Here is a 25396-nt window from a genome sequence, read left to right as displayed (position 1 = left end):
CAAAAGTTACGCTCATTTTTAGCAGTAGTATTACGAGGTTTTAATTAACAGAGAAAAAATAAAGGCAGCTGTTAGTTTTTCGGGTATTCAAGAAAAGCTTGTCCCAGCACTTCCTTATCGTCAAAATGATGTTTTACGCCTTTGATTTCCTGGTAATTTTCATGTCCTTTTCCCGCAATTAGAATAATGTCTTCCGGACTTGCTTCTTCATAAGCACGGAAAATCGCTTCTTTACGGTCTTCAATGACAGTAGTTTTTTTGTAATCAAGAGGAGGCACTCCTTTTCGCATCTGATCCAAAATGTCCGTAGGATCTTCGTAGCGCGGATTATCGGAAGTAAGAATAACCCGGTTGCTGTACTTACATGCAATTTCAGCCATTTTCGGCCGCTTTTCTGCATCTCGGTTTCCTCCACAGCCAACAACGGTAATCACTTTTTCATTTCCATGACGTAAATGCGTAATGGTTTGAAGAACATTTTCCAGCGCGTCGGGTGTATGTGCATAATCCACGATACCAACGATGTTATCGGCAGAATGAAATTGTTCAAACCTTCCGGGAGGACTTTTAAGTGCAGAAAGTACAGTTAAAACGATCTCAGGATCTTCACCCAGTAAAACCGCAGCACCAAATACAGAAAGTAAATTGTAAGCATTAAAACGGCCAATTACCCTAAACCAAACCTCATGCATGTTGATTTCCATGTGCATGCCCGTAAGCGTGTCAGAAATGATTTTCCCTTTAAAGGAAGCCATCGTCTGAAGGGAGTAAGTTTCAATTTTTGCCTTTGTATTCTGAACCATCACAGAGCCGCGCCGGTCGTCTACATTAACAAGCGCAAAGGCGGATTTTGGAAGCTGGTCGAAGAAGCCTTTTTTTGCTTTGATATAATTATCAAATGTCTTGTGAAAATCGAGGTGATCGTGTGTGATATTGGTAAAAATACCTCCTGCAAACTGTAACCCCGTAATGCGATGCTGTGCGACCGCATGGGAGCTTACTTCCATAAACACATGTGAGCAACCTTTTTCCAGCATCAAAGCCAAAAGCTGATTTAGTGCGATAGAATCCGGAGTGGTATGCGTGGACGGAATAACCTCATCTTCAACCTGGTTTTGCACGGTGGAAAGCAAACCGCATCGGTAGCCTAAACCACGGAACAGTTGAAAAAGAAAAGTGGCAACCGAAGTTTTTCCATTTGTGCCGGTTACACCAACAAGCGTAAGTCTTTTGGAGGGATTTCCATAAAATTCAGAAGCAATCAGTCCCATCGCTTCCGCAGAATCTTTTACGGTAATATAAGTGACCTCAGGATTTATGTTGGCGGGAAGTTCTTCGCAAAGAATAGCCGATGCTCCGGAATTAACTGCGGTGTCGATGAACTGGTGTCCATCGGTCTGCGTGCCGCGTAATGCTACAAACAAACTTCCTGCAGAGACCCTTCTTGAATCTAATATCAAATTCTGAATCAAAACATCGGAAGGTCCGGTGATAGTGGTACCGCTAATGTTTTGAAGTAATGTATTTAAAGATTTTCCCTTATCAATATCCATAAATGGAATTTACTGTAACGTTAATAATATCGTTTTAATGCCGCTGTTGTTTGCTCCCGGCGGAAGAGATTGTTCCACTACCTTTCCTGAACCTTTGAAAGTAACTTTGTATCCTTTATTTTCAAGAATATAAAGTGCATCCCGCATGGCTAATCCCTGCAAATCAGGTACTTCCTTTGATTTTACAGCCAAAGTTTTCCATCTAGGCTTACCTTTATCCACAATGGAACCCACGGCATATTCTGCACCTTCCGGCAGCGCGGTGAGTTTTAATTCTTCACTGATTATTTTAAGATCGGAAGCTTTTCCGGCCCATCTTAAGTCTTTGCTTTTTTCAGGGATCGAATCTTTTACCGGTTTTTGAATGGCTACATCATAAGCATAAATCCTGTCGGCAACTTCTTTGAAAACCGGGGCGGCAACACTTCCTGCATAACGGGTATAATCTGCACCGGAACTTCTTGGATTATCAATAATGACAATGCAGCTGTATTTAGGCTTGTCGGCAGGAAAATAACCCGCGAAAGAAGTATAGTTCCTTCCCTCGGTATAAATTCCATTGATCAGTTTTCTGGCGGTACCGGTCTTTCCTGCAATTTTATACAGATCCGATTTGATGTTTTTTGCGAGCCCGTTATTCACGACACCTTCCAGCATTTTTTTTAACTTTCTGATTGTTTCAGGTGAAGCAATTGGCTTTTCTTCAACATAAGGCACCATTTTGTCTTCCACTTTTTCCGCGCTCCTGATTTCACGTACCACCATCGGGCGAACCCAATAACCATCGTTGGCGACTGCGTTATAAAAAGCAAGAGTTTGCAAAGGAGTCATTTGCATTTCATAACCATGGGCCATAAAGTAGAGCGAATAATTACTCCAGAACTTAGAACTGCGGTCACGGATCAGCGGCGGCTTTTCACCTTTCATGTGAATACCGGTTGGGCTGGTCAAATGAAATTGTTTTAAATATTCCAGGTATTTATCCGGCTTATTGGCAAAATAGCGCTGCATAAGCAGAACGATTCCGATATTGGACGACTTTTCCAATACCTGTGAAGCAGTTATTACACCAAAACCACCCCGATGCGCATCTTTAATTGTATGATTACGAAAACGAAGTGCTCCTGTTCCCGTATTTACCGTAATTTTATCCGGATCCATGTTGGTTTCTTCCAGCAAAGCCATCATCGTCGCCAGCTTAAAGGTTGATCCGGGATCATTACTGCCGGCTAAGGCATAATTAAAAACTTCTTCATATTTATCATTGGATCGCTTGGTAAGATTGGCCATAGCGCGGATTTCTCCGGTTGCCACTTCCATAATTACCACCGAGCCAAAATCTGCCTGCATTTCAGTAAGCTTACGGCGTAGAGCGATTTCAGCCATGTCCTGGTAATTCATATCCAGAGTGGTATAAATATCCCTGCCGGTTTCCGGCTGAACATTCAGAGCATCGCCAACCGGGATTTTCATTCCGCCTTCGACCATTTCCACCCAGCCGATTCCTGCTTTTCCTTCAAGTTTTTTATCAAAACTGGCTTCTATACCAATATAACCTCTGCCGCTTTTGGGATCTGTGCCGCCAATGGTACGGTCTGCCATTGGACTGAAAGGTTTATAGCGTTTGTAAATTGTTTCAAACTTACCACCTCCGCCTTTTCTCTCTTTTGCAAAAAACGGCCACTCTTTTATCTTTTCACGATCAAGGTGGCTGATTTCTTTACTTTTTAAGCGTAAATATCTTTTGCTCTTGCTTACCCGGTAACGCAGGATTTTACTTTTGTATTCGGAAGCGCTTAATTCTCCGAAATTTTTTGAAAGCAACCGCGCCAGTTGGTCCAGGTTTTCCCTGAAATATGTTGAATCGGCTACTTTCGTGTCCAGACCAACATAATAATAAGGCAGAGACGTAGCAAGTAAACTATTGTCGCTGGAATAGATATTTCCACGCATTGCAGGAATCGTGTCCAGTTTCAGATCATTTTTTACCGAATACTCGACCCACGTTTTTCCTTTGAATGTATCGTAATACTGAACACGGATCAGCTTTGCAAAAACCAGGATTGCAAGCAAACCAAGGGCCCAGCCTACGGTTCGCGCACGGTTTATTAATGCTTTTTTATTATTCTGACCGCTTTCTACATCGTTCTTCATGACTTGCAGCAATAGAAATATTTAGGACGAAATGATTGAGTGTGTTGTGATTTTATAAGTGAAGTATGTCATTCGTCTTTTGCAATGATAATTTTTTTAGGCGGTGTAAGATTTTCCTCCAGTCCGGAATCTTTCACTCTTTCTATCACAACCGACTGCTTCCCTTCCTTCTGATATTCAGCGTGAATGGAAGTATACTCAGCCCGCAGATCATCCACTTCCTTTTTTAATTTGATACTGTTTCGGACGTAACTCTCCGATTCAAAGCCGATTCGTTCATAAAGCACAAGCAAAATAACGACCCAGCCGAAGTAATAGAAATACTTTACCGGAACACGCTCTTCGTGGCCGGGTTCTTTCTCTCCAAATAATTTATCCAAAGGCAAAAAACGGTTCAGCCAGTTGAAAAGACTGTATTCCCTTTTTGTTTTTTTTACTTTTGGCGGAACAGGTTTCGGTCTTCGTTTATTGACAGCCATGTTTTAGCTATTGGCTTTTAGCATTCAGCTATAAGCATCGTACATAATTTTTTTATTCTTCGCGATCTCTGCGCCAAACTCATCTGCTCTGCGTGAAAATCTTTTAAACCTATTTCTCCGCAATACGCAACTTCGCACTTCTGGCCCTTGGATTTCTTGCCACTTCTTCCTGTGTCGCTTCCACCGGTTTGCGGGTAATACTTTTCAAAGGTTTGATTTCATTTCCGTAAAAATCCTTTTCGACTTCACCGTCAAATTTTCCTTTTTGGATAAAGTTTTTCACGAGTCGGTCTTCCAGAGAGTGGTAGGACATCACAACCAGCCTTCCTTGCGGATTTAACACCTCCGGAACCTGCATCAGGAATTCTTCCAAAACTTTCAGCTCATCGTTTACCTCAATACGTAATGCCTGAAATACCTGCGCAAAGTATTTGTTTTCGCGGTGACGAGGGGCATATTTCATTAAAATTCCCTTCAGGTCGTTAATCGTTTCAACAGGAGAATTGTGTCGTGAAGAGAATATGGCTTCTGCCGCTGTTTTGGCATTGTGAACTTCGCCATACATCCCGAATATTTTTTGCAGCTCAGCAGCAGAACGGACATTAAGTACTTCCCTGGCCGTTTTTTCACTGTTCGGATTCATCCGCATGTCCAGATCTGCATCGAAACGCGTTGAAAAACCGCGTAGAGGCGTATTAATCTGATGAGAAGAAACACCAAGGTCTGCTAAAATACCATCCACTTTTTCGGCCTTGTGAAGCCGCAGATAACGTTTTATATGCCGGAAGTTGGCAGCGATAAAGGTAAATCTTTCATCTCCCTTAAATTCTTCTGCATTTGCCACAGCATCAGGATCCTGATCAAAAACGAGCAGGCGGCCTGTCGTCAGTTTTTCCAGAATAGCGCGCGAATGACCGCCGCCTCCGAAGGTAACGTCGACATAAATTCCATCGGGCCGGATATTCAATCCTTCCAGGCATTCCGATAGCATGACCGGTTCGTGATATGTATTTTGCAACTCCATTTATTAAAAGCAACGTGCGTAGGAACTATTTCTTGCCATGAGGCAGTTACAAACTTAACAATTTTAAGGCGTAGGAATACCTGTTCCCAAAGGATTTAATTTTAATGACCTACCTGTTATTTCCCATCAATAAGTTGAACATGAGAGCAATAAATTTTTTTATCGCAATATTTATTATTGCCGGCATCGCAGGCTGCGGTTCTTCTGCGGACACGAATCTGAAACGCGGTATCTGGCGGGCCACATTGACCCGTGACGGACAGCAGCTTCCGTTGCTGTTGGACATATTTGAAAATCCGAATGGAAAGAGCTATACAATATACTCAGTGAACGGAGCAGAACGTCTTCGTCTGGATACAGCTTATTTTGAAAAAGATTCCCTGCATATCCCTATGGAGCTTTTTGATGCGGAAATCGTAGCAAGTCTTGAAAAGGATGTTTTAAAAGGAAGATACAGCCGGTTGAAGGAAGGCGCGGTTGTTGCATCTCTGCCTTTTGAAGCGACATTTGGCCAAAACTTTCGATTTTTTAAAGATGGTGAAGCAAAAAGCAAAAAGGATATAACCGGAAAATGGTCAACCCTATTTATTAACCCTGCTACCGGTGACTCAACTGTTTCAGTCGGAAATTTTACACAAAAAGGTAGTGAAGTAGAAGGTTCTTTTTTAACCCCGACAGGGGATTACCGCTATCTGAACGGAAATGTAAACGGTGACAGTTTGTTTTTATCCACTTTTGATGGTTCGAATGCAATGTTGTTTAAGGCAGCGATTCAGGGAGACGGAAGTCTGAAAGGTGCTTTGTGGTCCGGGATTAAGGCTTATAAAACCTGGGAGGCAAAAACAAACCCAGAGGCAAAACTGCCGGATGCCACCAAACTTACTTTCCTGAAACCCGGTTTTGATAAAGTTGATTTTTCCTTTCCAGATGCAAATGGTAAGCTGGTTTCTTTAAAGGATCCGAGGTTTAAGGATAAGGTTGTTATTCTTCAGATACTGGGTTCCTGGTGTCCGAACTGTATGGACGAAACCAATTTCCTGGCTCCCTGGTATAAAAACAACAAAGAACGCGGTGTTGAAATTGTCGGATTGGCCTTTGAACGGTCGGATAAACCTGAAGTTTCAAATCCTAAGATTAAAAAAATGATAAACCGTTTCAATATGGATTATCCGGTTGTGCTTGCAGGAACAAACACGGACGAGGCGACAGCAAAAGCGCTGCCGATGTTGAATAAGGTAATGTCTTATCCAACAACTATTTTCATTGATAAAAAGGGAAAAGTTCGTGAGATACATACCGGCTTTTCCGGACCGGGAACCGGCAAGTTTTACGAACAGTTTGTGGAAGAATTTAACGGGCTGATTACTAAAATGGTTGATGAGAAATAGTCAAAAATAGTGCCGGCGCTGTATGGATTCGTACAGCGCTATTTTTTTGATAAGTAAATTAGTATGCTTGCATAATATTCCTGTCTTTTCTTACATTTGTAAGTAAGACAAACTCTGACATCAATATAAATCTGAAAAGATGCGCAAGGAAAAAACGATTGATTTCCAGATAAAATGGGCCTGGCATTCTATTTCAAGAATGTACAATGCCTATGCTGCGCGGTTTGATACAACAATGGCTGTGGGTTATGTGTTGCTGAATATTGACATTGAAAATGGCACGCCTGCTACGAAAATAGCGCCTTTGCTGGGAATGGAGCCAAGAAGCCTTGTCCGCATGCTTAAAAACCTGGAAGAACGTGGTTTGATTACCCGTGAGGTCAGTGAGAATGATAAACGCTTTGTGAGAATTATGCTCACCGATCTTGGAAAAGAAAAACGTGAACTGGCGAAAGAAGGTGTCATTTCATTCAATACAATGATCCGTGACAAAATTCCCCTGGATAAACTGGTTACTTTTTTTGATGTGATCAAAGACATAAACAAACTGGTGGAAGAAGAAAATCAGAAGCTGAAAGCCGGGGATGTGGAGGAGGAGATGTGAGGAGCAAAGGGAAAAGGGAAGATGGAGGAAGCTGGTCGGATGGCTTTTTCGCCATCCGACCGGTAAAAAATATTAAAACAAAAGGCTAATAGCTACCAGCTAAAAGCCAATAGCTATTAATCCTAAAAACCAAAATCTTTAAATAATGAATCGTTCCATTCGTAAAGTTGCTGTTCTTGGTTCAGGTATTATGGGATCGCGCATTGCCAGCCATTTTGCCAACATAGGTGTAGAAGTTTTACTTCTTGATATTGTTCCAAAGGAACCTAATGACGCTGAGAAAGCAAAAGGTCTCACGACCGAACATCCGGCAGTAAGGAACAGGATTGTTAATGATTCTTTCCAGCAGACGCTGAAGGCTACGCCCGCATCCTTGTACAGTCCTGACTTTGCATCCAGAGTGAAACTTGGCAACTTTGATGATAACCTGAAAGACATTAAAAATTATGACTGGGTTATCGAGGTAGTTGTTGAGCGGCTGGATATCAAAAAGAGTCTGTATGAAAAAGTGGAGGAGCACCGCAAGCCAGGTACGCTGATTACTTCCAATACGTCAGGAATTCCGATTCATCTAATGGCAGAGGGCCGTAGCGAAGATTTTAAAAGGAATTTCTGCGGGACACATTTTTTTAATCCACCGAGATATTTACGTTTGCTGGAAATCATTCCTACCGCTGAAACGGATCAGTCGGTGGTCGATTTTCTAATGCATTACGGTGATCTTTTCCTGGGAAAAACGACGGTTCTATGTAAAGATACACCTGGTTTTATTGCCAATCGGCTTGGAATTTATGCTTTGATTCAAACCATGCGCGTGGCTGAGGAAATGAATCTGAGCGTGGATGAGGTGGATAAGCTGACGGGGCCGGTGGTAGGTCGCCCAAAATCCGGAACATACCGACTTTCTGATGTGGTTGGACTGGATACAACGGTGCATGTTGCCAATAATCTGTATGCATCGGGAGAAGGAACTGACGAATCGCGTGACGCATTTATTTTGCCGTCGGTGATGCAGAAATTGTTTGATAATAAATGGCTGGGAGACAAAACCGGTCAGGGTTTTTATAAAAAAATTAAAGATGAAAAAGGTAAGTCGGTTATTCTAGCCCTTGACTTTTCGACATTGGAATATAAACCTTCCGAAAAGGTAAAATTCGCCACTTTGGAAGCAACAAAAGCGATTGGTGAAGTACCAAAGCGTTTTAGTGTTTTACTTGCCGGGAAGGATAAAGCGGGAGAATTTTACCGCAAAACGTTTTCTGATATTTTTAAATATGCTTCGTTCCGTATTCCTGAGATCTCGGACGAAATCTTCCGGATTGACCAGGCAATTTCGGCTGGTTTTGGCTGGCAGCTTGGACTATTCGAAACCTGGGATGCCATTGGGGTTAAAAGCATGTTAGGTATCATGGAAGAAGCCAACATGAAGCCGGCGGACTGGGTTTATGAAATGGTGAATGCAGGAAACGAATCTTTCTACAAAGTTGAAAACGGGAAACGGCTGTATTACGATGTAGCTTCGAAAACCTACAAAAAGATACCGGGTCAGGATAGCTTCATTCTGTTAAGCAACCTATCTAAACAAATTGTATGGAAAAATGCAGGAGCTAATCTTTATGATATTGGTGACGGGATTTTGAACCTGGAATTTAAATCCAAAATGAATACAATGGGTTCTGAGGTAATTGAAGGAATCCAGAAAGGAATAAGTTTAGCAGAGAAAGAATATCGCGGTCTGGTAATTGGTAACGAATCAAGTGAAGCATTTTCGGCCGGAGCCAATCTGGCAATGCTTTTCATGTTTGCTATCGAACAGGAGTTTGATGAGATTAACATGGTAATCGGGCAATTCCAGCAAACCATGATGCGCGCCCGATACTCTTCTATACCTGTGGTTACAGCGCCGCACACGCTTGCCTTAGGCGGCGGCTGTGAATTAAATCTTCATGCCGATAAAGTGGTTGCACATGCCGAAACGTATATGGGGCTCGTTGAATTTGGTGTTGGTATCATTCCTGCCGGCGGAGGAACCAAAGAAATGGCTTTAAGATGTTCCGATATGTATCAGGCAGGCGATACGGAACTGAACATTTTGCAAACGGCATTTATGAACATTGCTCAGGCGAAAGTTTCCACATCTGCTCAGGAAGCCAGGACTATGAACTATCTTCAGGAAAAGGACCAGATTGTATTGAACCGTTCAAGATTAATTGCAGAAGCCAAACAGGCAGCAATTGATCTGGCAGAAAATGGTTATACGCAGCCAAAACAGAGGAGCGATATTAAAGTTCAGGGAAAAGCAGGTATGGCTTTATTTATGGCTGGTGTTGCCCAAATGCGCTTAGGAAACTACATTTCCGATCACGACGCAAAGATTGCCAACAAACTCGCTTATGTGATTAACGGGGGAGATTTGAGTTACCCGCAGAACGTTTCCGAACAGTATTTGCTGGATCTGGAACGTGAAGCATTTTTGTCCTTATGTGGTGAAAAGAAAACACTCGAAAGAATGCAGGGGCTCCTGAATGGCGGGAAACCACCAAGAAATTAATACTTAGCCCTTCTGAACACAGCCTCATTGCGTTCAGAAGGGTTATTAATGTCGAAATGTCCGGTCGCGGGCAAAATCAAAAAAAGACTACATTCTTAATTTTTCTTCCCAGACCAGTAGTTCAATCAAAGTCATTCCTAATGCATTCGCAACATCAGAGGCTCTTTCCAGCGTCATCCTGGTTTCTCCTGTTTCTATTTTGCTGAAACCCGTTTGGCTAAGACCTACTTTTAGGGCTATATAATCTTGCTTATAACCGCGTGACAATCTGATTTTCCGTATTTTTTTTCCTATAAACTTGGGTTCAACATTGTGCATAGTCGGAATTAGATTAGAGATTTTCCCATATATTCTATATCCGGTTAGACTAAGGTAGAAGTACTTAGTCACATTCATTTGTTGTTACTATCTTGCGTTTCTGAAATTTCATCAGCACACGCGTATTAAAATGAACCTGACAAAGTACTTCGAACGCTTCCGTCGCCTGCATCGCCTGATAAGCAAAAAAGCCACAGGCTCCCCCATAGAATTAGCTTCAAAACTCGATCTTTCAGAACGAGCCGTATTTGAATATATCCGGATCATGAGGGAAATAGGTGCACCTATTTCATTCTGTCCGATTAGGCGCAGTTATTATTATGAAAGGGAGGTTCGGTTTGATATTGGTTTTCGGGAGCTGGATGATAAAGAGGTAACTGATGTGGATGGAGGGTGCAATAATACGTCGTCAACTTTCTTGACTGAATGTGTGGGTTATTCTCATATACAGTTTAAATACGAGGAGCACCCATGATTCTTCATTTAAAATATTTAATCTTTCGTTTTGCTAATTTCATTCGAAATCCGAATAATCCTAATTATAAATTAATGTCAATCCGGCAGAAGTTGCTGGATGTTGGGGTGTATTATCTATTTTTTTCTTTTGTAGTTTGTACATATTTTGGTTTGATTATCCTAGTTCTGGAAGAGTTACATGTAGTGAATGAGCTGGAACATGTTTATAAAAACCATAACTTGTGGAAAAGAGCTTTGGGAGCAATAATATTGGCTCCTATTTTGGAAGAAGCTCTATTCCGCTTTCCAATAGGACGTTTGCGGATGAAACCCTGGTTTAGATGGTTATTTTATTCATCTGCTTTAATTTTTGGGTGGATCCATTTCTTTAATTATCAATTAGTAACATCTAATTACATGTTTTTCCCGTTGATTACACTGCCTCAAACATTTTTTGGATTTCTATTGGGATATATTCGGATGCTCTATGGTTTTTGGTTTGCGGTGATGCTTCATCTTTTATATAATGCTCTTGGAATAGGGCTTAGCTTCATTTTTGATTGACTTGATATGTAAAATAATTATTTTTTTGAATATTTTTTATCACTGCAGTAATAGTGCAGTGAGAGAACTTAGATTTACAGCATCATCTTTAAAAAGTTGGCCAACAGATTGAATGATGGTATTTGTATAATTTAATTTCACTTTAAACTAATTAGTAATGGAAAAGTTACAATTGCACGGATTAGGACTCGTAGAAATGAATACGGAAGAAATTTTACTGTCTTATGGAGGTGGCTTTTGGGCCGAAGCAGGTTATCTCGCAGGAGCCTGTATTGCTTATGCAACTAACGCAGCTGACAAGCTGAATCAGATAATGCTAGAAACTGTTAAATCGAAAGCGGTAGAAGGAATATTTTCAAAATAAAAATTAATTAAGATGGCAATTGTACAAAAAAATAGTGTTTGGTTATCTGCAATGAATGTTTTAGATGATAGTAGTTTGATTGATATTTCAGGAGGCGAAGTTGTAGTTTCTGCCAAAGATGCATCTGAAATAGGTAAGGAAGCTGGCGCAAACATTAAAGGTATGGTAGATGGATGGAATGATTTTTGGAGTAACTTACAAAAATCTTACAACCAACATCGTCAATAGTTATAATTTAGGGTGTGTAAATATTATACATCCTAAATTATAGTTTATTTGATAACTTATTTCAATTAATCACGTAAATAATATTATTTGTGTGATTTTTTAAATGCCTACAGTTTTAAAGTATATGATTATTAATTTACTTACTTTCTATCGAAATCCATTTTCTAATTTTTATTCTGGAAAATTAGACTCAATAAGACAAAGACTAGAATTGATGAAAAATCTTTATCTTATTTGTATTTTGGCCAATTTCATTATTGTATTAATTATTAGTTTAATAGTTGAGCCTACAACAAAATCGTTATTTAATTTTTCTATTTCAGATAATTTAAAAAACAATCAGTTAAATTTTAGAAACTTAAATTCTGAATTAGAGGGATTTTTAAAAACGTCGTTATTCGGTCCATTTGAAGAAGAAATTGCGTTTAGATTGATTTTGATTACTAAAAGCTCAATTTTAAGATTAGTTGTTTTAATTTCTTGGATTGAATATTTTCTTCCGGAATGTTATAGACTCAATTTTTTTTCATCCACATACAATTTACTATTAGGATCTATTTTGATTTTGCTTTTTTTTGATAGATATAATGACACGGTAGATTATACTCATTTTTTAAATAAAGATAAATATAATTTGCTATGTTGGACTTAAACAATTTCATTCTCCCTAATTCATATTGGTAATTTCTCACCGGTTAACTGGTATTTTATCTATTTATATCCAATATACGTCTTTCCTCAATTTATATCGGGAGTCATTTTTAGTTATTTAGCTATTAGATATAATTCAATAATGTTGCCTTTTATTTTGCACGTTATTATCAATACTACACCTGATATAATTAGGTTACTAAACTAAGAGAATATTCTCAGATAAAGATATCATTCTATCTTGGCCACCCACACACTTATCAAACAACACGACATTACCGACTGCGGAGCAGCCTGTCTTGCTTCCATTGCGGCTCATTATAAATTGCGGCTCCCAATTGCCCGTATTCGCCAGTTTGCAGGTACGGATCAGAAAGGCACCAATATGCTTGGCCTCATTGAAGCTGCTCAAAAAATGGGATTTCAGGCTAAGGGTGTAAAGGGTGCTGTCGAAAGTCTTCCAAAAATTCCGCTACCTGCTATTGCTCATGTTATTATAAAAAAGAATTCTCTATCGGCTACTGACAATTCCGGAACGGGCCTGCACCATTATGTGGTCCTGTATTAGGTAACGACTGTGAAGGTAACCTACATGGATCCGGGAGATGGTAAGTATCATTCCAAAACCATAGAAGAGTTTAAACAGTTGTGGACAGGGGTATTAATGATACTTCTTCCTTCCGAAGAATTCAAGGCGGGTGATCAGCGCATATCCGTTGCACGCCGCTTTTTAGCTTTGATCAATCCGCATAAAAGTGTTATGATACAGGCATTGTTTGGTGCGGCTGTTGCTACCTTACTTGGTTTATCCACCTCCATTTATATCCAAAAAATAACAGACCATGTATTGCCCTCCGGTAATATGAATCTGCTGCGTTTATTGAGTGTCGGTATGCTTTTAATCCTGCTATTGCAAACAGTTGTGGGGACTATAAAGACCGTTTTCGTCTTTAAAACAGGACAGCAAATTGACGCACAGCTAATCCTTGGGTATTACAAACATTTACTGAAACTTCCGCAGCAATTCTTTGATACCATGCGCGTGGGAGAAATTATTTCCCGTGTAAATGATGCCGTTAAAATCCGTTCTTTTATTAATGAGACTGTCATGGATCTGGTCGTTAATGTATTTATTGTGCTGTTTTCATTTGTACTCATGTTTACTTATTACTGGAAACTGGCACTTATAATGCTTGCCATCATTCCGTTTTATTTGTTTTTTTATTGGTTGTCTAACAAAATAAACAAACGTTTACAGAGGGAGTTAATGGAAAACTCAGCCGAACTGGAAGCGCAACTGGTAGAATCGTTAAATGCAGCATCGACTATTAAACGGTTTGGCATGGAGGCTTATGCCAATTACAAAACCGAAACACGGTTCATCCGGTTGATCCGGACTGTTTACAGTTCGTTTATGGCTTCTCTTTCTGTTGGTACCGCAAGCGGGGTTGTTTCGCAGTTATTTACGATCATTTTGCTTTGGGCTGGTACTTCGTTTGTTATCACCAATGAACTTACTGCCGGCGAGCTCTTCTCTTTTTATGCATTAATAGGGTATTTCACCGGACCTGCCGGAAGGCTGATCAGTGCAAACCGAACCATTCAGGATGCATTGATTGCGGCAGACAGACTCTTTGAAATTATGGACTTGGAAAGAGAGAAAACAGAGAATAAAATTGAACTAACGCCGGATATGATCGGTGATATTCATTTGGAAAATGTCACTTTCAGGTATGGAACACGGGCTGTTATCTTCGAGAATTTAAACCTTACGATTAAAAAAGGAAAAATCACTGCAATAGTAGGAGAGAGCGGCTCCGGGAAGTCCACATTAATTTCGCTGTTGCAAAATTTATATCCTTTAAAAAATGGCCGTGTACGGATCGGAGATTATGATATTCAGCATCTTGGCAATGAAAGTTTACGAAGATTGGTTAGCGTAGTTCCGCAGCAAATCCATCTGTTCGCAGCAACGGTTTTGGAGAATATAGCACTTGGAGAATTTGAGCCTGATATAAAAAGGATACTTTATTATGCGAAAAAACTAGGCATTCACGAGTTTATTGAGGAATTGCCGAAAGGATATGCAACGGAACTGACAGAAAACGGGAACAATTTGTCTGGCGGACAAAGGCAGAGACTGGCGATTTTAAGAGCGTTGTACCGCGAGCCGGAAATTATTATTTTCGATGAGGCTACGTCTTCGTTAGATACTATTTCAGAAGAATATGTTCAGGAAACGATTAGATCCTTATGTGCTGGCGGAAAAACTGTGGTACTGATTGCACATCGGTTGTCTACCGTCAGGGATGCGGATGAAATACTGGTTGTTCATAAAGGGAGAGTAATTGAAAAAGGAAACCATATGGAATTGCTCCTGCAAAAGGGACAATATGAAACATTATGGACACAGCAAAGCGGTTTGCCATTACAGGAAGCTAATCATTCAGTTAATTCATAATGCAGCAGCAACTTTTTCCAGCGGACGTTCTCGAGAATAGTACAGAAGGATATCTGCCACGGGTGGCTGTAAAAAGTCAGTGGATTTATACTGTCACAGTGGTTGCGGTAATTCTTACATTATTTTCTCTTCCGTTTCTTTATATAGATATTTCCGTACAAAGCGGCGGTATTTTACGCACAAAGAATGAAAAAACGGAGCTTCGCTCTTTGGTAAATGGAATCATTCAAAAAGCCCTGATCAGTGAAAACCAGCCGGTGAAAAAAGGCGAAGTGCTGTATGAAATTAATTCAGAGGAATTAGCCGTTCGTATTCAATTAAATACAAATCAGCAAAAGGAAAAGATTTCCTTTATAAACGATCTTGAAAAACTGGTTGGTGTGAACAAAGAATCTCTTTATGAAGGACGTTCTTTCGGTACGACACTTTATGCGCAGCAATTTTTTTCATTCCAGTCAAAAATGCAGGAAAATTTATTTCATCAGCAAAAGATAAAAAAGGAATTGGAAGCGGACAGAAAGCTCTTTAAAGAGAAGGTAATTGCAATGCGGGAATTTGACACCAAGGAATTTGAACATACACAATTGGCAGCTCAATATGAGTCAGCATTCCGCCAGCAGATGGGTCAATGGCAATCGGATCTGAGCAGTCAACGCACAGCTTTGCGACAGCTTCTCTCTGAGGAAAAGCAATTAACCGAACAGAGGAAAAGTTATGTACTCAAAGCTTCGGTTACAGGGACGATCCAGCAAGTTACCGGCAAATATGTGGGCAGCTTTATACAAGCGGGAGAAGTTGTTGGTACTATTTCCCCTGATGATACACTGGTCATTGCTGAATGTTATGTTTCACCTCAGGATATTGGTCTTATTAAAAGGGATCAGGCTGTTTTATTCCGTGTTGATGCATTTAATTACAATGAATGGGGAATGGTAAAAGGCACAGTCTCTGACATTGCTCGTGATTTTATAATAATGAATAATCAGCCGGTATTCAAGGTTAAATGCATTTTAACGCAAAGAAAACTTCATTTAAAAAACGGCTATGCGGTGTCTCTTACAAAAGGACTTAGCCTGCACGCTGAATTTATCATTGCAAGACGAAGTCTTTATCAGCTTATTTATGACAAGTCGGACGATTGGTTAAATCCGAAGAGGAAATCGGAGTAATCTGACATGTATTTGATTATTCAATAATATGGTACCACAGCCAAGCCCGCCGCGTTTAAACTCCTGAGCACCATTCAAGCCAAACCCTCAACAACGCTCCCCTTACTGTTAAACAGCTTATTAGATAAATACCCAACATAATAAGTATCAGTCGTTTCAAAAGTTAATCCTTCCAGTATCAATGCGATTTCTTCCTGGGATACTCTGCGGTGGACCGGGTTCATCGTTCCACCGTATTCTCCGGCTTTGGCCAACGGGTTCCATTGATATTTGGCATCTACAATGCTGCCGCGTGCAGCCATAATGGGCGGGGGCGTAGCCGATCCGCGAAAGTCCGGGTTTTCAGGATGATCGAGACCCAGGCTGTGGCCGAATTCGTGTGCAGCAGTAGTGGAAGTACCGAGGTTATCGGTTGTAAGCCAGTGGCCGGAATTATCTCCAAGACCAAATCCCATAAACGACCTCGTAATTTTATTTTCATTTTCAATCCTGATAAAATTATTCCGGTAGTCATCATTTACCGTGGCCATTTCCAAGGCTTCCCGGGACGAAATGATCTGGTAATGAATGTCAAATAACACGTTTAATAAGGCTCCGTTTATTGCGACCGTTGCTTTGGGTTCATTGTACATCCGGTTTATTTCTTCAACAATCAGTTCGCCAACCTGCTGATTTGCTTCCGACCCGTAGAGATACAGTTTAGAGGCAATGGTAATCCGGTTTTCATTTTGCTGGAGGTTGATAATGGCAGCCATGTGTGTATGTTGTTTATATTTTTCTGGAATTCAGTCATTTAATCACGTTCTTGGTTACGCTTTATTTAAGCGAATGAGTAAAATATTTCTTTAAATTAATACATTTTTGTAGCTTACTACTTTGAAGCCCGAAACAGAAGTGTAGAAGTATCAGGCGAATTAAAAGTACAATGAACCACCAATGATATCAAAAAAAGCAAAATATGCGCTGAAAGCGCTTAAAGTGTTGGCAGAACAATTTGGGAAAGGTCCTGTATTGATCTCCTATATTGCTGAAAAGGAAAAAATACCGAAAAAATTTCTTGAAGCTATATTGCTGGATTTGCGTAACAACGGTGTTCTTCAAAGCCAGAAGGGAAAGGGAGGAGGTTATATGCTTCGTATTCCGCCTTCCGAGGTAAGCTTTTCAAAGGTACTCCGCATCATTGACGGGCCAATTGCTCCTGCACTCTGTGTATCGATGTTCTTTTACGGCAGATGTGATGACTGTAAGGACGAAGAAACTTGCAGCCTGAGAACGGTGCTTGAAAAATGGCGGGACGCCAATCTTGCTGTTTTGGATAAAACAACTTTAACCGATTTACTTAGGGCAGAAAATGCTCCGGAAACAGATTTACTATCCTGAGACTAGCGATCCTTTCGTACGAAGAGTCTGGTATCGTCGAATGTGCCCTTGAAATTGTAATTTGAGGATATATATTCTGCAAGCGCGGGAAAATTTTCGAATCCCTGAGTTTTTCGATCCTGTACCCAGAAGCTGTTTTTACCCACGGCATCCAGAAATACAACAGGTTTCGTTCTCTGGATATTTGAAATATAACGGCTCCTGTATTTACCAAGCATATCGTGCTGATATATCGAACGCTCTGAATGATTTTCAGCTGTGCCTTCAGCCAGCTGTGCTTCTACATAATACATACATTGCCATCCCCAAACGACCATAAAGTCATCTTTTTTGGTATATTTTTTCAGTTCCTTCACAACCGGACTTTCCGCAAGTGTGGTTGCATTGTCTGATATGAATGAATTGAGCTGATGTTGATTTTTAAAAGATGAATAGTCTGAAAAGCAAAAGTAAAGGAGTAATAATCCCGGGAAAACAATTGCCCATTTATTCAATCTTTGAATACCAAAAGCCGCGAGTAAACTCCAGGGAACAATACAGAAGTTAAGATAGTGAACAAAATCATTTCCTGATTTGGTAACTGCGTAAACAGATGCTAAAACCAGCCCAATAATTATAGCTGAAATCTGTAAATTCCCTTTAATGTTTTTTTGAAATACCTGGATAAGTCCAAAAATAGCCGGTAGTATCAGTACAGCGGTAAATATTATAAAATCAGTACTTAAACTTAATATTTTGAAGAACTGCTGTACAATCGGAGTTTTGGCACTTCCTCCTGCATAAATGACATTACCGAGTAAGTAGAAATCTATCAGATCAGTAAGTACATGATTGCAGGCAGCCCAGATAAATGTTAAAGCCGGAAAAGTTATTCCTCCAAACACAAGCATAAGGGCCGGACGATAACTTTTTTTATCCTTATAAATTAAATAACAAAACCAGAATGCAGCAACCACCAAAAGCAGAGCCTGAGGCACAGCCTGTAGTTTAGCAAAAGGAACAGCCCCTGCTGTTAGTCCCAACAGATAACTGTTTGTTGTTGAATTAGCCTTATCCAAGTGATATCTGGATAGAAACCAAAGTGTCAGCGTTAATAAAAAGGCAGGTAACTGCTCACTGGAATAGTGAACAAAATCGGGTTCCTGAGTAAAGGATAGAAAGATTAAGGGAATGAGTACAGAAATTTGCGCAGTCAGCGAGCCGAACCAGTTTTTTAAGGACAATAACAAAAATAATAATGTACCCACGGTACACAGCAACCCCATAAACCTGCCGGAAGTGTAATCAATTTGAAAGCCAAAAAGCCTGGGAACAACAAGCAGATAATTGTCTAAGGGACCGATGGTAGTACCGTCAACAGAGCGCCAGTAAACCGGATTGTGAAAAAGCGTAATTGCGTGGCTTAGCATCTGGCTTTCATCCGGATTTATTTCCCGGTTAAAAACGATAACGGGTAATCGCATGAAGGTTAACAATGCGATGCTTAAAATTACGAAAATAGGAAGTGATACTTTTTTGTAAAATGCTGATAACATGACAATGCCAGCCAGAATATATCCGATCAGCCAATAAACGGTTGGGCAGTTGTCGAAGTGGATCATACTAGCTGAAAGACTCTACTTTTTCAACAAAATCCCGATAATGTACGGCTGGAATAAAATGCTGCTGAGAGCGATATTGCAAAACCATAAAAACCAGGAAAAGCGATATCATAAAGGATTGGAGCATGAGAATCACAAGTGTACTCCCTAAAGTAGATGCCCATCCCGGAGTAGCATTTCCTATAAATTTTAAGAAAAGAATAATACAGATAAAAGCAACCGAAACTGCGGACATCAGCATCGAGAAGATTAAAATACGAACCGCTGTTGTATCCACCATAACCGATATTGCACTCAAACCATGAAGGACCAGTGAGACAAAATTCATCTTACTTTCTCCTGCCAGCCGCTTGGCTCTGTTCGTCAGCACGGAGTCATATGGTATTCTGGATTTTATAATTCCACCAGGATAGTTATTCCAAATTTCTGAAACACGTACCAGATTTTGCAACCGTTGCTGAGGAACCAGACTAAAATTCCCAAAAGTAATAACCTTACCTGTTAGTAGCTGGAAAACCATTTTGTAAATGACATAAAACGCACGAAACATAAAGTTTTCGGTACGTTTATTTCTTTCGGCAAAGATGATTTTATCAGGCTCTTTTAATGATCTTGCAGCAAGTTTATTTATGTCCCCGGGGGCATCTTCTCCGTCAGCATCCATTACAATAATTTTTTCTGCCGGCAAGTTCTGCGCCACCCAGGAAAGGCCAATAGCGATTGCTTTCTGATGACCAAGATTTCGGTAAAGCCTTAAAACCCTAATTTCGCGTCCTTTAAATGCAGGAAACGGAGTGGTACGGTATCTGGAAGAACAGTCATCGACTATTAAAAGCGTTGTGTTTTCCAGAATTTGGAAATCCACATCTTCATTAATCTTTTCAATAAGAAGATTCAGCGCCTCCCAGTCGTTGAATTGGGGAATGATAATTACAAAATGGTCTGGCATATAGGGAGGTTTAAAGACCTTCGAAGATTATAAACCTTCGAAGGTCTTTTTATTTAAACGGTTTTAACTCCTAAACGGGAAGATATTCCGTCGTGTATCTGTGTTAATGTTTCTACCAGGCCAAACTCCCAGTTCCAGCCCGGATAATGTGCTTTAAACTTGGTAAGATCACTTACGTACCAGATGTGATCGCCTACACGGTTGGTATCTGAATAGGAGTATGAAAGTTTATTGCCCGTTATGGTTTCGCAAAGTGCAATTGCCTCAATCATCGAACAGTTTGCAAAACGTCCACCTCCTGCGTTGTAAACTTCGCCCGGGCGTGGATTCTGGTAAAAGTGCCAGAACATGTTTACCAGGTCATGGCTGTGAATGTTATCGCGAACCTGTTTGCCCTTGTAACCAAATATCGTATAGTGATTACCTGTAATTGCACATTTCATCAAATAGGCAAGGAAGCCATGTAACTGTGCTCCTGAGTGATTTGGGCCTGTAAGACAGCCACCACGGAATACTGCAGTTTTCATGCCAAAATATTTTCCGTATTCCTGCACCATAATATCAGCTGCAACCTTTGAAGCACCAAAGATGGAGTGTTTAGTGTGGTCTATACTGTGGCTTTCATCAATTCCATTCTCAAAATACGGGTGATTTTCATCGATTTCCCAACGTGTTTCCAATTCTATCAGAGGAAGATAATTTGGGTTATCACCATAAACCTTGTTTGTAGAAGTAAAGATAAACACAGCCTCAGGCGCATGCAGGCGTGTCATTTCCAGCATGTTAAGTGTGCCTGTTGCATTTACACCAAAATCCGTAAACGGCTCCCGCGCAGCCCAGTCGTGGCTTGGCTGTGCCGCTGCATGTATAATTAGCTTAATATCCGTTCCGTATTCTTTAAATATTGGTTCCAGCTGGCTTACCTCACGAATGTCAGCAGAGTAGTGTTTATAGTTATTAAATGCGTCCTGAATCCGGTTACGGTTCCATTCTGTATTTCCGTCGGTTCCGAAAAAATATTGACGGAGATTATTATCAACTCCAATAATAAGATCAAATTTATCAGCAAGGAATGCAACTGATTCGCTTCCTATTAATCCGGCAGAACCGGTTACTAGCGCTATGCTCATGATAAGTATTAGATGTGTTTTTTAAATTTGTTGTTAGAATAATACTATAAATTCGCTGTGTGTATACATAAGAATGTAAAGTAAAATAAAAACACACAATTATCCCAACCACTGAATAATCGTATAACTTTTAATGCAATTGGAAGTAATCATAAGACATAAAAAAAGATATCCCCAGCTTTGAGGATATCCCGAAATATATTTTTATAACGGTACCTGTTACTGTTTCACAACCGCGCTGGTTGCTCCGCTGTAAAGCCTTTCCCGAATTGCATTAACACGTGTTTCAAGCTCCGGCTGGGCAGTATACTTATTTGCCATTTGTCTTGGCAAAGAATCAGGCCCTGCTCCGTATACATAAGAATTTGCTACGTTCACATCTTTCTGACCGATATGATTGTATTTCTGATAATCACAGGAAGACAAAAGTGCTATACAGGCAACAAATGCAACTACTTTACTAAATTTCATCTCGTTACTGGTTCATAGTAATATGCACAAAAATAGGTGCCTTTTTAATAACGACCAAATTGTGCGTTCCTATTTGTCAAATTTTTAATCTTTCCAGCTCAGTCTTCACAAAATCCATCAGTTCGGTGATGTTTTTTTGTGAAAAATCGAACGAAATATTCGCTGCCTGGTATATTTCAGTAATTGGTGCGGTGTAGCCTAGTTTAAGTGCATCCATATACCCTTTCAGACCTGCCTCAGGGTTTTCACGATAATTTTTCCAGACACCAATCGCTCCCAGCTGTGCAATTCCGTATTCTATGTAGTAAAAAGGAACCTCGTAAATATGAAGCTGTCGCTGCCACAGATATTCACTGAAGGTTTCCAGACCGGACCAGTCCATCACTGTATCTGTAAAATCGCTGTAAATCTTTACCCATTGCTCTGTGCGCTGCTCAGCCGTATGGTTTGGATTTTCATACATCCAGTGCTGAAACTTATCTACCGTAGCAACCCATGGCAAAGTTTCTATAATTGATTCTAGATGCTGAATTTTTGCACGTTTTAAATCTTCTTCGTTATCAAAAAACTCATCCCAAAAATCCATCGTGATCAGCTCCATGGACATCGAAGCAAGTTCAGCTACCTCTGAGGGGGTATGTTTGAAAGAGTTAAGCGCCAGATCACGCGTTACCAGAGAATGGACCGCATGGCCGCCTTCGTGTAAAAGCGTAATCATATCGCGCAGGTTGGAAGTTGCGTTCATGAAAATAAACGGAACACCAATTTCATCCAAAGGATAATTGTAGCCACCTGGTGCTTTGCCTTTTCTTGATTCCAGATCCAGATGTTTCATGGTTTTCATTGTCCGTAAACAGTTACCCAGGAATGGATCCAGGCGGCTGAAGCAGCGGATCGTTTTGTCCAGTAATTCTTCGCCGGTTGCAAAAGGTTTTAGCGGATCCAGGCCTTTCGGGTCAACTTTTGTATCCCACGGACGAAGTGCATCCACTTTTAATGCATCTTTACGGCTGGCTGCCATATCGTCAAGCAAAGGAACAACTGCTTCTTTTACGGATGCATGAAAGTCAAAACAATCCTGAGGAGTGTAATCAAACCGGCCCATGGCTGCGAACATATAATCCCGGTAGTTTTCGAACCCCGCATTTTTAGCAACGGTACTTCTTAATTCGACCAGTTTGTTTAAAAGTTCGTCCAGTTTTTTGTGGTCATCGTAACGACGCCCGTTGATTGCCCGCCATGCTTCTTCCCGGGTAGCGCGGTCGGTTGACTGAAGGCGGTCTGCTGCTTTCTGCAAAGTCATTTCCTCGCCGTCGAGGGTAACAGTCATGGCACCGGCAATAGCGCCATACTTGCGTTCCTCAGTCTGCATTTCGGTGATTACAGGAATATTTTCTTCCCGGAAAAGCTCAATTGCTTTTTTCATACCGCGAAGTGTAATATCAAAACCTTTGTCTGTCAGTTGATCAAGAAACTGATTGCCTATGATTTTCTTGTCCAGCTCATTACCATACTCTGATAATTTTGGCTGAATTTCAGTAATAAAAAATTGAAGTGCATTAATCAGACCAGTGTTGGCCGTGTCGCAGGTTTGGCGGATATAACGCCAGGCAAAGTTTTCAGAAAGATAGGATTCGAGCTCACTGCGATTCAAAAACCATTGGCGAAGTTCATCAACGGAATTAATTTCCCTTTTTTGCAGATTTTCATATAGGGGCTGTAAATCTTCCCATTTTTTTAGTTCAAATTCTTCACCTATGAATACACGTGAGGCGCGTATTGGAATATTTATTGTTTCTTCGTTTGTCATTTCTCTGGTTACAATTATGGTTGTCCAAAGGTAAGGCGGAATGAAGCGAAAGTGCAAGGAGAAACGCTTTCCGAATAATCATAAAGATTAAAAAGGACGGGAGCGGATCTTATGTATGGTAACAGTGGTAAAATGGCCGAATAAATTTTCCCGCTGCTTGGAAAGGAGTTCTAATAAGATTTTAACTATTGAGTCAGTGTCCTTAAAGTGGTATCTAAGGAATAAAACACTAATGTCCTTGACGTTATGCGCATATACCCATTCGCCAAAATCTTTATCTTCAGTGAGAATTATTTTGGGAGGATTTCTTGACATTTCTATAATAGATTCGTCAGGACTACCTCGCCTGGATTCATAGATCGAAAATACGTCGAATCCTGCAAGTCGCAATTCTTTAATGAGTTTGTGATCAATATTTTCATCTGCAAGTATCACGCAGCCGATTCAATATTTTCCTCATTGGCGACAAGTTTGGCAGCATATATTAAAACTGCCTGTATCGCTTCTCTTTCTAAATCGGGATACATCGCCAATAATTGCTCTGTCGTAACACCTTCACCCAATTTACGTAAAATCAATTCAACAGATAGCCTTGTCCCCTTTATGACAGGTTTGCCTAACATCACTTTGTGATCCGAAACAATATGGTCTCTATAATTCATAAGTGTGATTACTTATAATGAAAAATAAAGTTAAGAAATTAATGAATTTATATCCAATCTAAGTGTTGGATAGTTAGCTTAATTTCTGCTGCGTAACATCCGTCAGATTATCGGTAACAATATTTTCTGTTTCCCTCACATTGGCAAAAGCGTAATGCATTTTCTCGCGGTCGAACTCTTTTTCATTGTTAGCCAGCCAGATCGTAGCCACTCCGTTTCCGATGATGTTGGTGATAGCCCGTGCTTCTGACATAAACCTGTCTACACCCAGCAGCAACGCAAGACCTTCGAGCGGGATCACTTTAATGGCGGTAAGTGTAGATGCAAGAACAACGAAACCGCTTCCTGTGACACCGGCAGCACCTTTGGACGTAACCATTAGAATACCAATTACAGAAAGAATTTGCCCCATTGTCAGATGAACATCAAATACCTGGGCCAAAAAGATGGTTGCCATGGAAAGGTATATTGTTGTACCGTCTAAGTTAAAGGAATAACCGGCCGGGACAACAAGACCCACTACCGGTTTGGAACATCCCATTCGTTCGAGTTTTTCCATCACCGATGGCAATGCGGCTTCGGATGAAGATGTTCCCAAAACGATCAGTAATTCTTCGCGGATGTATTTCAGGAAAGACCAGATGTTGATTTTATAGGTTCTTAAGATTAATCCTAAAATACCAAAAATAAAGATCGCCATTGTGGCATAAACGGTAACCATCAGCTTGCCAAGCGGAAGCAAAGTGGCAATACCATATTTCCCGATCGTGAAGGCCATTCCGCCAAATGCACCGATCGGAGCAAATATCATAACCCAGTGAAGGGCTTTAAAAACATATTTTGAAGCGAAACCAAGCCAGTGAATAATTTTATCCTTTCCAGAATATTTACTCAATACCGTTCCTAAAACCAGCGAAACCAGCAGAACCTGGAGCGTAACGTTATCCAGGAAAAACTGTAACCAGCTAAAATCCTGCACCTTATTTGCATAAACCGAAATATCACCCTTTTGAAGATTTGCCGTTACAACTCCATCGCCCGGCCGGATAACATTAGCAATCACGACACCGACAATCAGCGCCAGGGTAGTTACTACTTCAAAATACAAAAGTGCCTTTGCTCCAACCTTTCCAACTTTTTTCAGGTCGCCCATCCCGATGATTCCCAGGGTAATTGTCAGGAAAATAATGGGGTTGATAAATATTTTTACAACCTGGATAAACCCTTTCCCCAGGAACTCCATTTCAATTCCTTTTTGTGGGTAATAATGGCCAAGAAGTGCGCCGCAGGTAATAGCAGTAAGAACCCAGAATGTAAGGTTGGTAAATAACTTTTTCAAACTTTGGTAACGTTTAGGAGTAGATAAACAGCATAAGGACCAGCGTGCGGCGGTGATGTAATTTTTGAAGATACAATAATTAACTGCTCA

General features: G+C 40.5%; 25 protein-coding genes and 1 pseudogene. 12 read left to right on the top strand and 14 right to left on the bottom strand.

Translation table 11 applies throughout. The features are described 5' to 3' along the window. Positions 1 to 71 precede the first annotated feature (71 nt). The 4 genes from E0F88_RS22840 to rsmH form a co-directional block, all read right to left on the bottom strand. A complete protein-coding gene (locus E0F88_RS22840) occupies positions 72 to 1553 on the bottom strand; it encodes a UDP-N-acetylmuramoyl-L-alanyl-D-glutamate--2,6-diaminopimelate ligase (RefSeq protein ID WP_131960597.1) in 1482 nt (493 codons plus the stop codon). A gap of 9 nt (positions 1554 to 1562) precedes the next feature. After that, positions 1563 to 3707 (bottom strand): PASTA domain-containing penicillin-binding protein, encoded by a 2145-nt coding sequence (locus E0F88_RS22835; protein WP_131960596.1) that lies wholly within the window; start codon positions 3705 to 3707, stop codon positions 1563 to 1565. Positions 3708 to 3775: 68 nt separating this feature from the next. Continuing rightward, positions 3776 to 4186 carry an FtsL-like putative cell division protein gene (locus E0F88_RS22830; protein WP_131960595.1) on the bottom strand — a complete coding sequence of 137 codons (411 nt, stop codon included), beginning with the start codon at positions 4184 to 4186 and terminating at the stop codon, positions 3776 to 3778. A 109-nt stretch (positions 4187 to 4295) separates the two neighbouring features. Further along, entirely contained in the window at positions 4296 to 5210 is a 915-nt protein-coding gene (gene rsmH / locus E0F88_RS22825) for a 16S rRNA (cytosine(1402)-N(4))-methyltransferase RsmH (protein ID WP_131960594.1), read from the bottom strand. 140 nt (positions 5211 to 5350) lie between these two features. Between rsmH and E0F88_RS22820 the strand changes: the two genes are divergently transcribed. From E0F88_RS22820 to E0F88_RS22810, 3 genes are all read left to right on the top strand, one after another. Beyond that, entirely contained in the window at positions 5351 to 6598 is a 1248-nt protein-coding gene (locus E0F88_RS22820; RefSeq protein WP_131960593.1) for a peroxiredoxin family protein, read from the top strand. 139 nt (positions 6599 to 6737) lie between these two features. Then, positions 6738 to 7202 (top strand): MarR family winged helix-turn-helix transcriptional regulator, encoded by a 465-nt coding sequence (locus E0F88_RS22815; RefSeq protein WP_131960592.1) that lies wholly within the window; start codon positions 6738 to 6740, stop codon positions 7200 to 7202. A 145-nt stretch (positions 7203 to 7347) separates the two neighbouring features. Further along, positions 7348 to 9753: a 3-hydroxyacyl-CoA dehydrogenase/enoyl-CoA hydratase family protein gene (locus E0F88_RS22810; RefSeq protein WP_131960591.1), complete on the top strand. Its 2406-nt coding sequence runs from the start codon at positions 7348 to 7350 to the stop codon at positions 9751 to 9753. Between the two features lie 87 nt (positions 9754 to 9840). On the opposite strand, the gene E0F88_RS22805 is transcribed toward E0F88_RS22810, so the two are convergent. Then, positions 9841 to 10071, bottom strand: a complete 231-nt coding sequence (locus E0F88_RS22805; RefSeq protein ID WP_165940132.1) for a helix-turn-helix domain-containing protein — start codon at positions 10069 to 10071, stop codon at positions 9841 to 9843. 130 nt (positions 10072 to 10201) lie between these two features. On the opposite strand from E0F88_RS22805, the gene E0F88_RS22800 reads away from it, so the two are divergent. From E0F88_RS22800 to E0F88_RS22765, 8 genes and pseudogenes are all read left to right on the top strand, one after another. Continuing rightward, positions 10202 to 10546 (top strand): HTH domain-containing protein, encoded by a 345-nt coding sequence (locus E0F88_RS22800; protein ID WP_131960589.1) that lies wholly within the window; start codon positions 10202 to 10204, stop codon positions 10544 to 10546. Then, positions 10543 to 11091 (top strand): CPBP family intramembrane glutamic endopeptidase, encoded by a 549-nt coding sequence (locus E0F88_RS22795; protein WP_131960588.1) that lies wholly within the window; start codon positions 10543 to 10545, stop codon positions 11089 to 11091. The genes E0F88_RS22800 and E0F88_RS22795 overlap by 4 nt, the downstream gene beginning before the upstream one ends. Positions 11092 to 11248: 157 nt before the next feature. Beyond that, positions 11249 to 11455 (top strand): hypothetical protein, encoded by a 207-nt coding sequence (locus tag E0F88_RS22790; RefSeq protein ID WP_131960587.1) that lies wholly within the window; start codon positions 11249 to 11251, stop codon positions 11453 to 11455. A gap of 12 nt (positions 11456 to 11467) precedes the next feature. Continuing rightward, positions 11468 to 11683, top strand: a complete 216-nt coding sequence (locus E0F88_RS22785) for a hypothetical protein (RefSeq protein WP_131960586.1) — start codon at positions 11468 to 11470, stop codon at positions 11681 to 11683. A gap of 124 nt (positions 11684 to 11807) precedes the next feature. Further along, complete coding sequence (locus E0F88_RS22780; protein ID WP_131960585.1) at positions 11808 to 12335, top strand: hypothetical protein; 528 nt, start codon at positions 11808 to 11810, stop codon at positions 12333 to 12335. 3 nt (positions 12336 to 12338) lie between these two features. Further along, the gene (locus E0F88_RS34815; protein ID WP_131960625.1) at positions 12339 to 12542 is read left to right on the top strand and encodes a CPBP family glutamic-type intramembrane protease; all 204 of its coding nucleotides are present in this window, start codon (positions 12339 to 12341) and stop codon (positions 12540 to 12542) included. Between the two features lie 33 nt (positions 12543 to 12575). Next, positions 12576 to 14795 (top strand): annotated as a pseudogene (locus E0F88_RS22770) (peptidase domain-containing ABC transporter). Then, positions 14795 to 15964 carry an HlyD family secretion protein gene (locus E0F88_RS22765; RefSeq protein WP_131960584.1) on the top strand — a complete coding sequence of 390 codons (1170 nt, stop codon included), beginning with the start codon at positions 14795 to 14797 and terminating at the stop codon, positions 15962 to 15964. The pseudogene E0F88_RS22770 and the gene E0F88_RS22765 overlap by 1 nt, the downstream one beginning before the upstream one ends. A 74-nt stretch (positions 15965 to 16038) precedes the next feature. Here the strand turns inward: E0F88_RS22765 and E0F88_RS22760 are convergent, their stop codons facing one another. Next, positions 16039 to 16719 carry a M10 family metallopeptidase domain-containing protein gene (locus E0F88_RS22760; protein ID WP_131960583.1) on the bottom strand — a complete coding sequence of 227 codons (681 nt, stop codon included), beginning with the start codon at positions 16717 to 16719 and terminating at the stop codon, positions 16039 to 16041. A 181-nt stretch (positions 16720 to 16900) separates the two neighbouring features. Between E0F88_RS22760 and E0F88_RS22755 the strand changes: the two genes are divergently transcribed. Then, the gene (locus E0F88_RS22755; RefSeq protein ID WP_131960582.1) at positions 16901 to 17344 is read left to right on the top strand and encodes an RrF2 family transcriptional regulator; all 444 of its coding nucleotides are present in this window, start codon (positions 16901 to 16903) and stop codon (positions 17342 to 17344) included. A 2-nt stretch (positions 17345 to 17346) separates the two neighbouring features. Here the strand turns inward: E0F88_RS22755 and E0F88_RS22750 are convergent, their stop codons facing one another. From E0F88_RS22750 to dctA, 8 genes are all read right to left on the bottom strand, one after another. After that, positions 17347 to 18945: a hypothetical protein gene (locus E0F88_RS22750; RefSeq protein ID WP_131960581.1), complete on the bottom strand. Its 1599-nt coding sequence runs from the start codon at positions 18943 to 18945 to the stop codon at positions 17347 to 17349. Position 18946: 1 nt separating this feature from the next. Next, the gene (locus E0F88_RS22745) at positions 18947 to 19894 is read right to left on the bottom strand and encodes a glycosyltransferase (protein ID WP_131960580.1); all 948 of its coding nucleotides are present in this window, start codon (positions 19892 to 19894) and stop codon (positions 18947 to 18949) included. A gap of 53 nt (positions 19895 to 19947) precedes the next feature. Then, positions 19948 to 21024 (bottom strand): NAD-dependent epimerase/dehydratase family protein, encoded by a 1077-nt coding sequence (locus E0F88_RS22740; RefSeq protein ID WP_131960579.1) that lies wholly within the window; start codon positions 21022 to 21024, stop codon positions 19948 to 19950. A gap of 219 nt (positions 21025 to 21243) precedes the next feature. Next, the gene (locus E0F88_RS22735; RefSeq protein WP_131960578.1) at positions 21244 to 21495 is read right to left on the bottom strand and encodes a hypothetical protein; all 252 of its coding nucleotides are present in this window, start codon (positions 21493 to 21495) and stop codon (positions 21244 to 21246) included. Between the two features lie 76 nt (positions 21496 to 21571). After that, positions 21572 to 23305: a M3 family oligoendopeptidase gene (locus tag E0F88_RS22730; protein ID WP_131960577.1), complete on the bottom strand. Its 1734-nt coding sequence runs from the start codon at positions 23303 to 23305 to the stop codon at positions 21572 to 21574. 87 nt (positions 23306 to 23392) lie between these two features. Continuing rightward, the gene (locus E0F88_RS34810) at positions 23393 to 23740 is read right to left on the bottom strand and encodes a DUF5615 family PIN-like protein (RefSeq protein WP_165940131.1); all 348 of its coding nucleotides are present in this window, start codon (positions 23738 to 23740) and stop codon (positions 23393 to 23395) included. Next, a complete protein-coding gene (locus E0F88_RS22725) occupies positions 23737 to 23967 on the bottom strand; it encodes a DUF433 domain-containing protein (protein WP_131960576.1) in 231 nt (76 codons plus the stop codon). Before E0F88_RS22725 ends, E0F88_RS34810 begins: the two co-directional genes overlap by 4 nt. Before the next feature lie 73 nt (positions 23968 to 24040). After that, entirely contained in the window at positions 24041 to 25306 is a 1266-nt protein-coding gene (dctA, locus tag E0F88_RS22720; protein WP_131960575.1) for a C4-dicarboxylate transporter DctA, read from the bottom strand. Positions 25307 to 25396 lie beyond the last annotated feature (90 nt).

The sequence above is a fragment of the Dyadobacter psychrotolerans genome, from assembly GCF_004349265.1.
GTDB lineage: Bacteria > Bacteroidota > Bacteroidia > Cytophagales > Spirosomataceae > Dyadobacter > Dyadobacter psychrotolerans.
The sequence above is the reverse complement of the archived record's forward strand: the minus strand, read 5'-3'. Positions and strand labels throughout refer to the sequence as shown.

Coding starts and splice junctions, on each gene's coding strand:
- E0F88_RS22840 (WP_131960597.1), bottom strand. CDS start 1,553: ATGGATATTGATAAGGGAAAATCTTTAAATACATTACTTCAAAACATT.
- E0F88_RS22835 (WP_131960596.1), bottom strand. CDS start 3,707: ATGAAGAACGATGTAGAAAGCGGTCAGAATAATAAAAAAGCATTAATA.
- E0F88_RS22830 (WP_131960595.1), bottom strand. CDS start 4,186: ATGGCTGTCAATAAACGAAGACCGAAACCTGTTCCGCCAAAAGTAAAA.
- rsmH (WP_131960594.1), bottom strand. CDS start 5,210: ATGGAGTTGCAAAATACATATCACGAACCGGTCATGCTATCGGAATGC.
- E0F88_RS22820 (WP_131960593.1), top strand. CDS start 5,351: ATGAGAGCAATAAATTTTTTTATCGCAATATTTATTATTGCCGGCATC.
- E0F88_RS22815 (WP_131960592.1), top strand. CDS start 6,738: ATGCGCAAGGAAAAAACGATTGATTTCCAGATAAAATGGGCCTGGCAT.
- E0F88_RS22810 (WP_131960591.1), top strand. CDS start 7,348: ATGAATCGTTCCATTCGTAAAGTTGCTGTTCTTGGTTCAGGTATTATG.
- E0F88_RS22805 (WP_165940132.1), bottom strand. CDS start 10,071: ATGCACAATGTTGAACCCAAGTTTATAGGAAAAAAAATACGGAAAATC.
- E0F88_RS22800 (WP_131960589.1), top strand. CDS start 10,202: ATGAACCTGACAAAGTACTTCGAACGCTTCCGTCGCCTGCATCGCCTG.
- E0F88_RS22795 (WP_131960588.1), top strand. CDS start 10,543: ATGATTCTTCATTTAAAATATTTAATCTTTCGTTTTGCTAATTTCATT.
- E0F88_RS22790 (WP_131960587.1), top strand. CDS start 11,249: ATGGAAAAGTTACAATTGCACGGATTAGGACTCGTAGAAATGAATACG.
- E0F88_RS22785 (WP_131960586.1), top strand. CDS start 11,468: ATGGCAATTGTACAAAAAAATAGTGTTTGGTTATCTGCAATGAATGTT.
- E0F88_RS22780 (WP_131960585.1), top strand. CDS start 11,808: ATGATTATTAATTTACTTACTTTCTATCGAAATCCATTTTCTAATTTT.
- E0F88_RS22765 (WP_131960584.1), top strand. CDS start 14,795: ATGCAGCAGCAACTTTTTCCAGCGGACGTTCTCGAGAATAGTACAGAA.
- E0F88_RS22760 (WP_131960583.1), bottom strand. CDS start 16,719: ATGGCTGCCATTATCAACCTCCAGCAAAATGAAAACCGGATTACCATT.
- E0F88_RS22755 (WP_131960582.1), top strand. CDS start 16,901: ATGATATCAAAAAAAGCAAAATATGCGCTGAAAGCGCTTAAAGTGTTG.
- E0F88_RS22750 (WP_131960581.1), bottom strand. CDS start 18,945: ATGATCCACTTCGACAACTGCCCAACCGTTTATTGGCTGATCGGATAT.
- E0F88_RS22745 (WP_131960580.1), bottom strand. CDS start 19,894: ATGCCAGACCATTTTGTAATTATCATTCCCCAATTCAACGACTGGGAG.
- E0F88_RS22740 (WP_131960579.1), bottom strand. CDS start 21,024: ATGAGCATAGCGCTAGTAACCGGTTCTGCCGGATTAATAGGAAGCGAA.
- E0F88_RS22735 (WP_131960578.1), bottom strand. CDS start 21,495: ATGAAATTTAGTAAAGTAGTTGCATTTGTTGCCTGTATAGCACTTTTG.
- E0F88_RS22730 (WP_131960577.1), bottom strand. CDS start 23,305: ATGACAAACGAAGAAACAATAAATATTCCAATACGCGCCTCACGTGTA.
- E0F88_RS22725 (WP_131960576.1), bottom strand. CDS start 23,967: ATGAATTATAGAGACCATATTGTTTCGGATCACAAAGTGATGTTAGGC.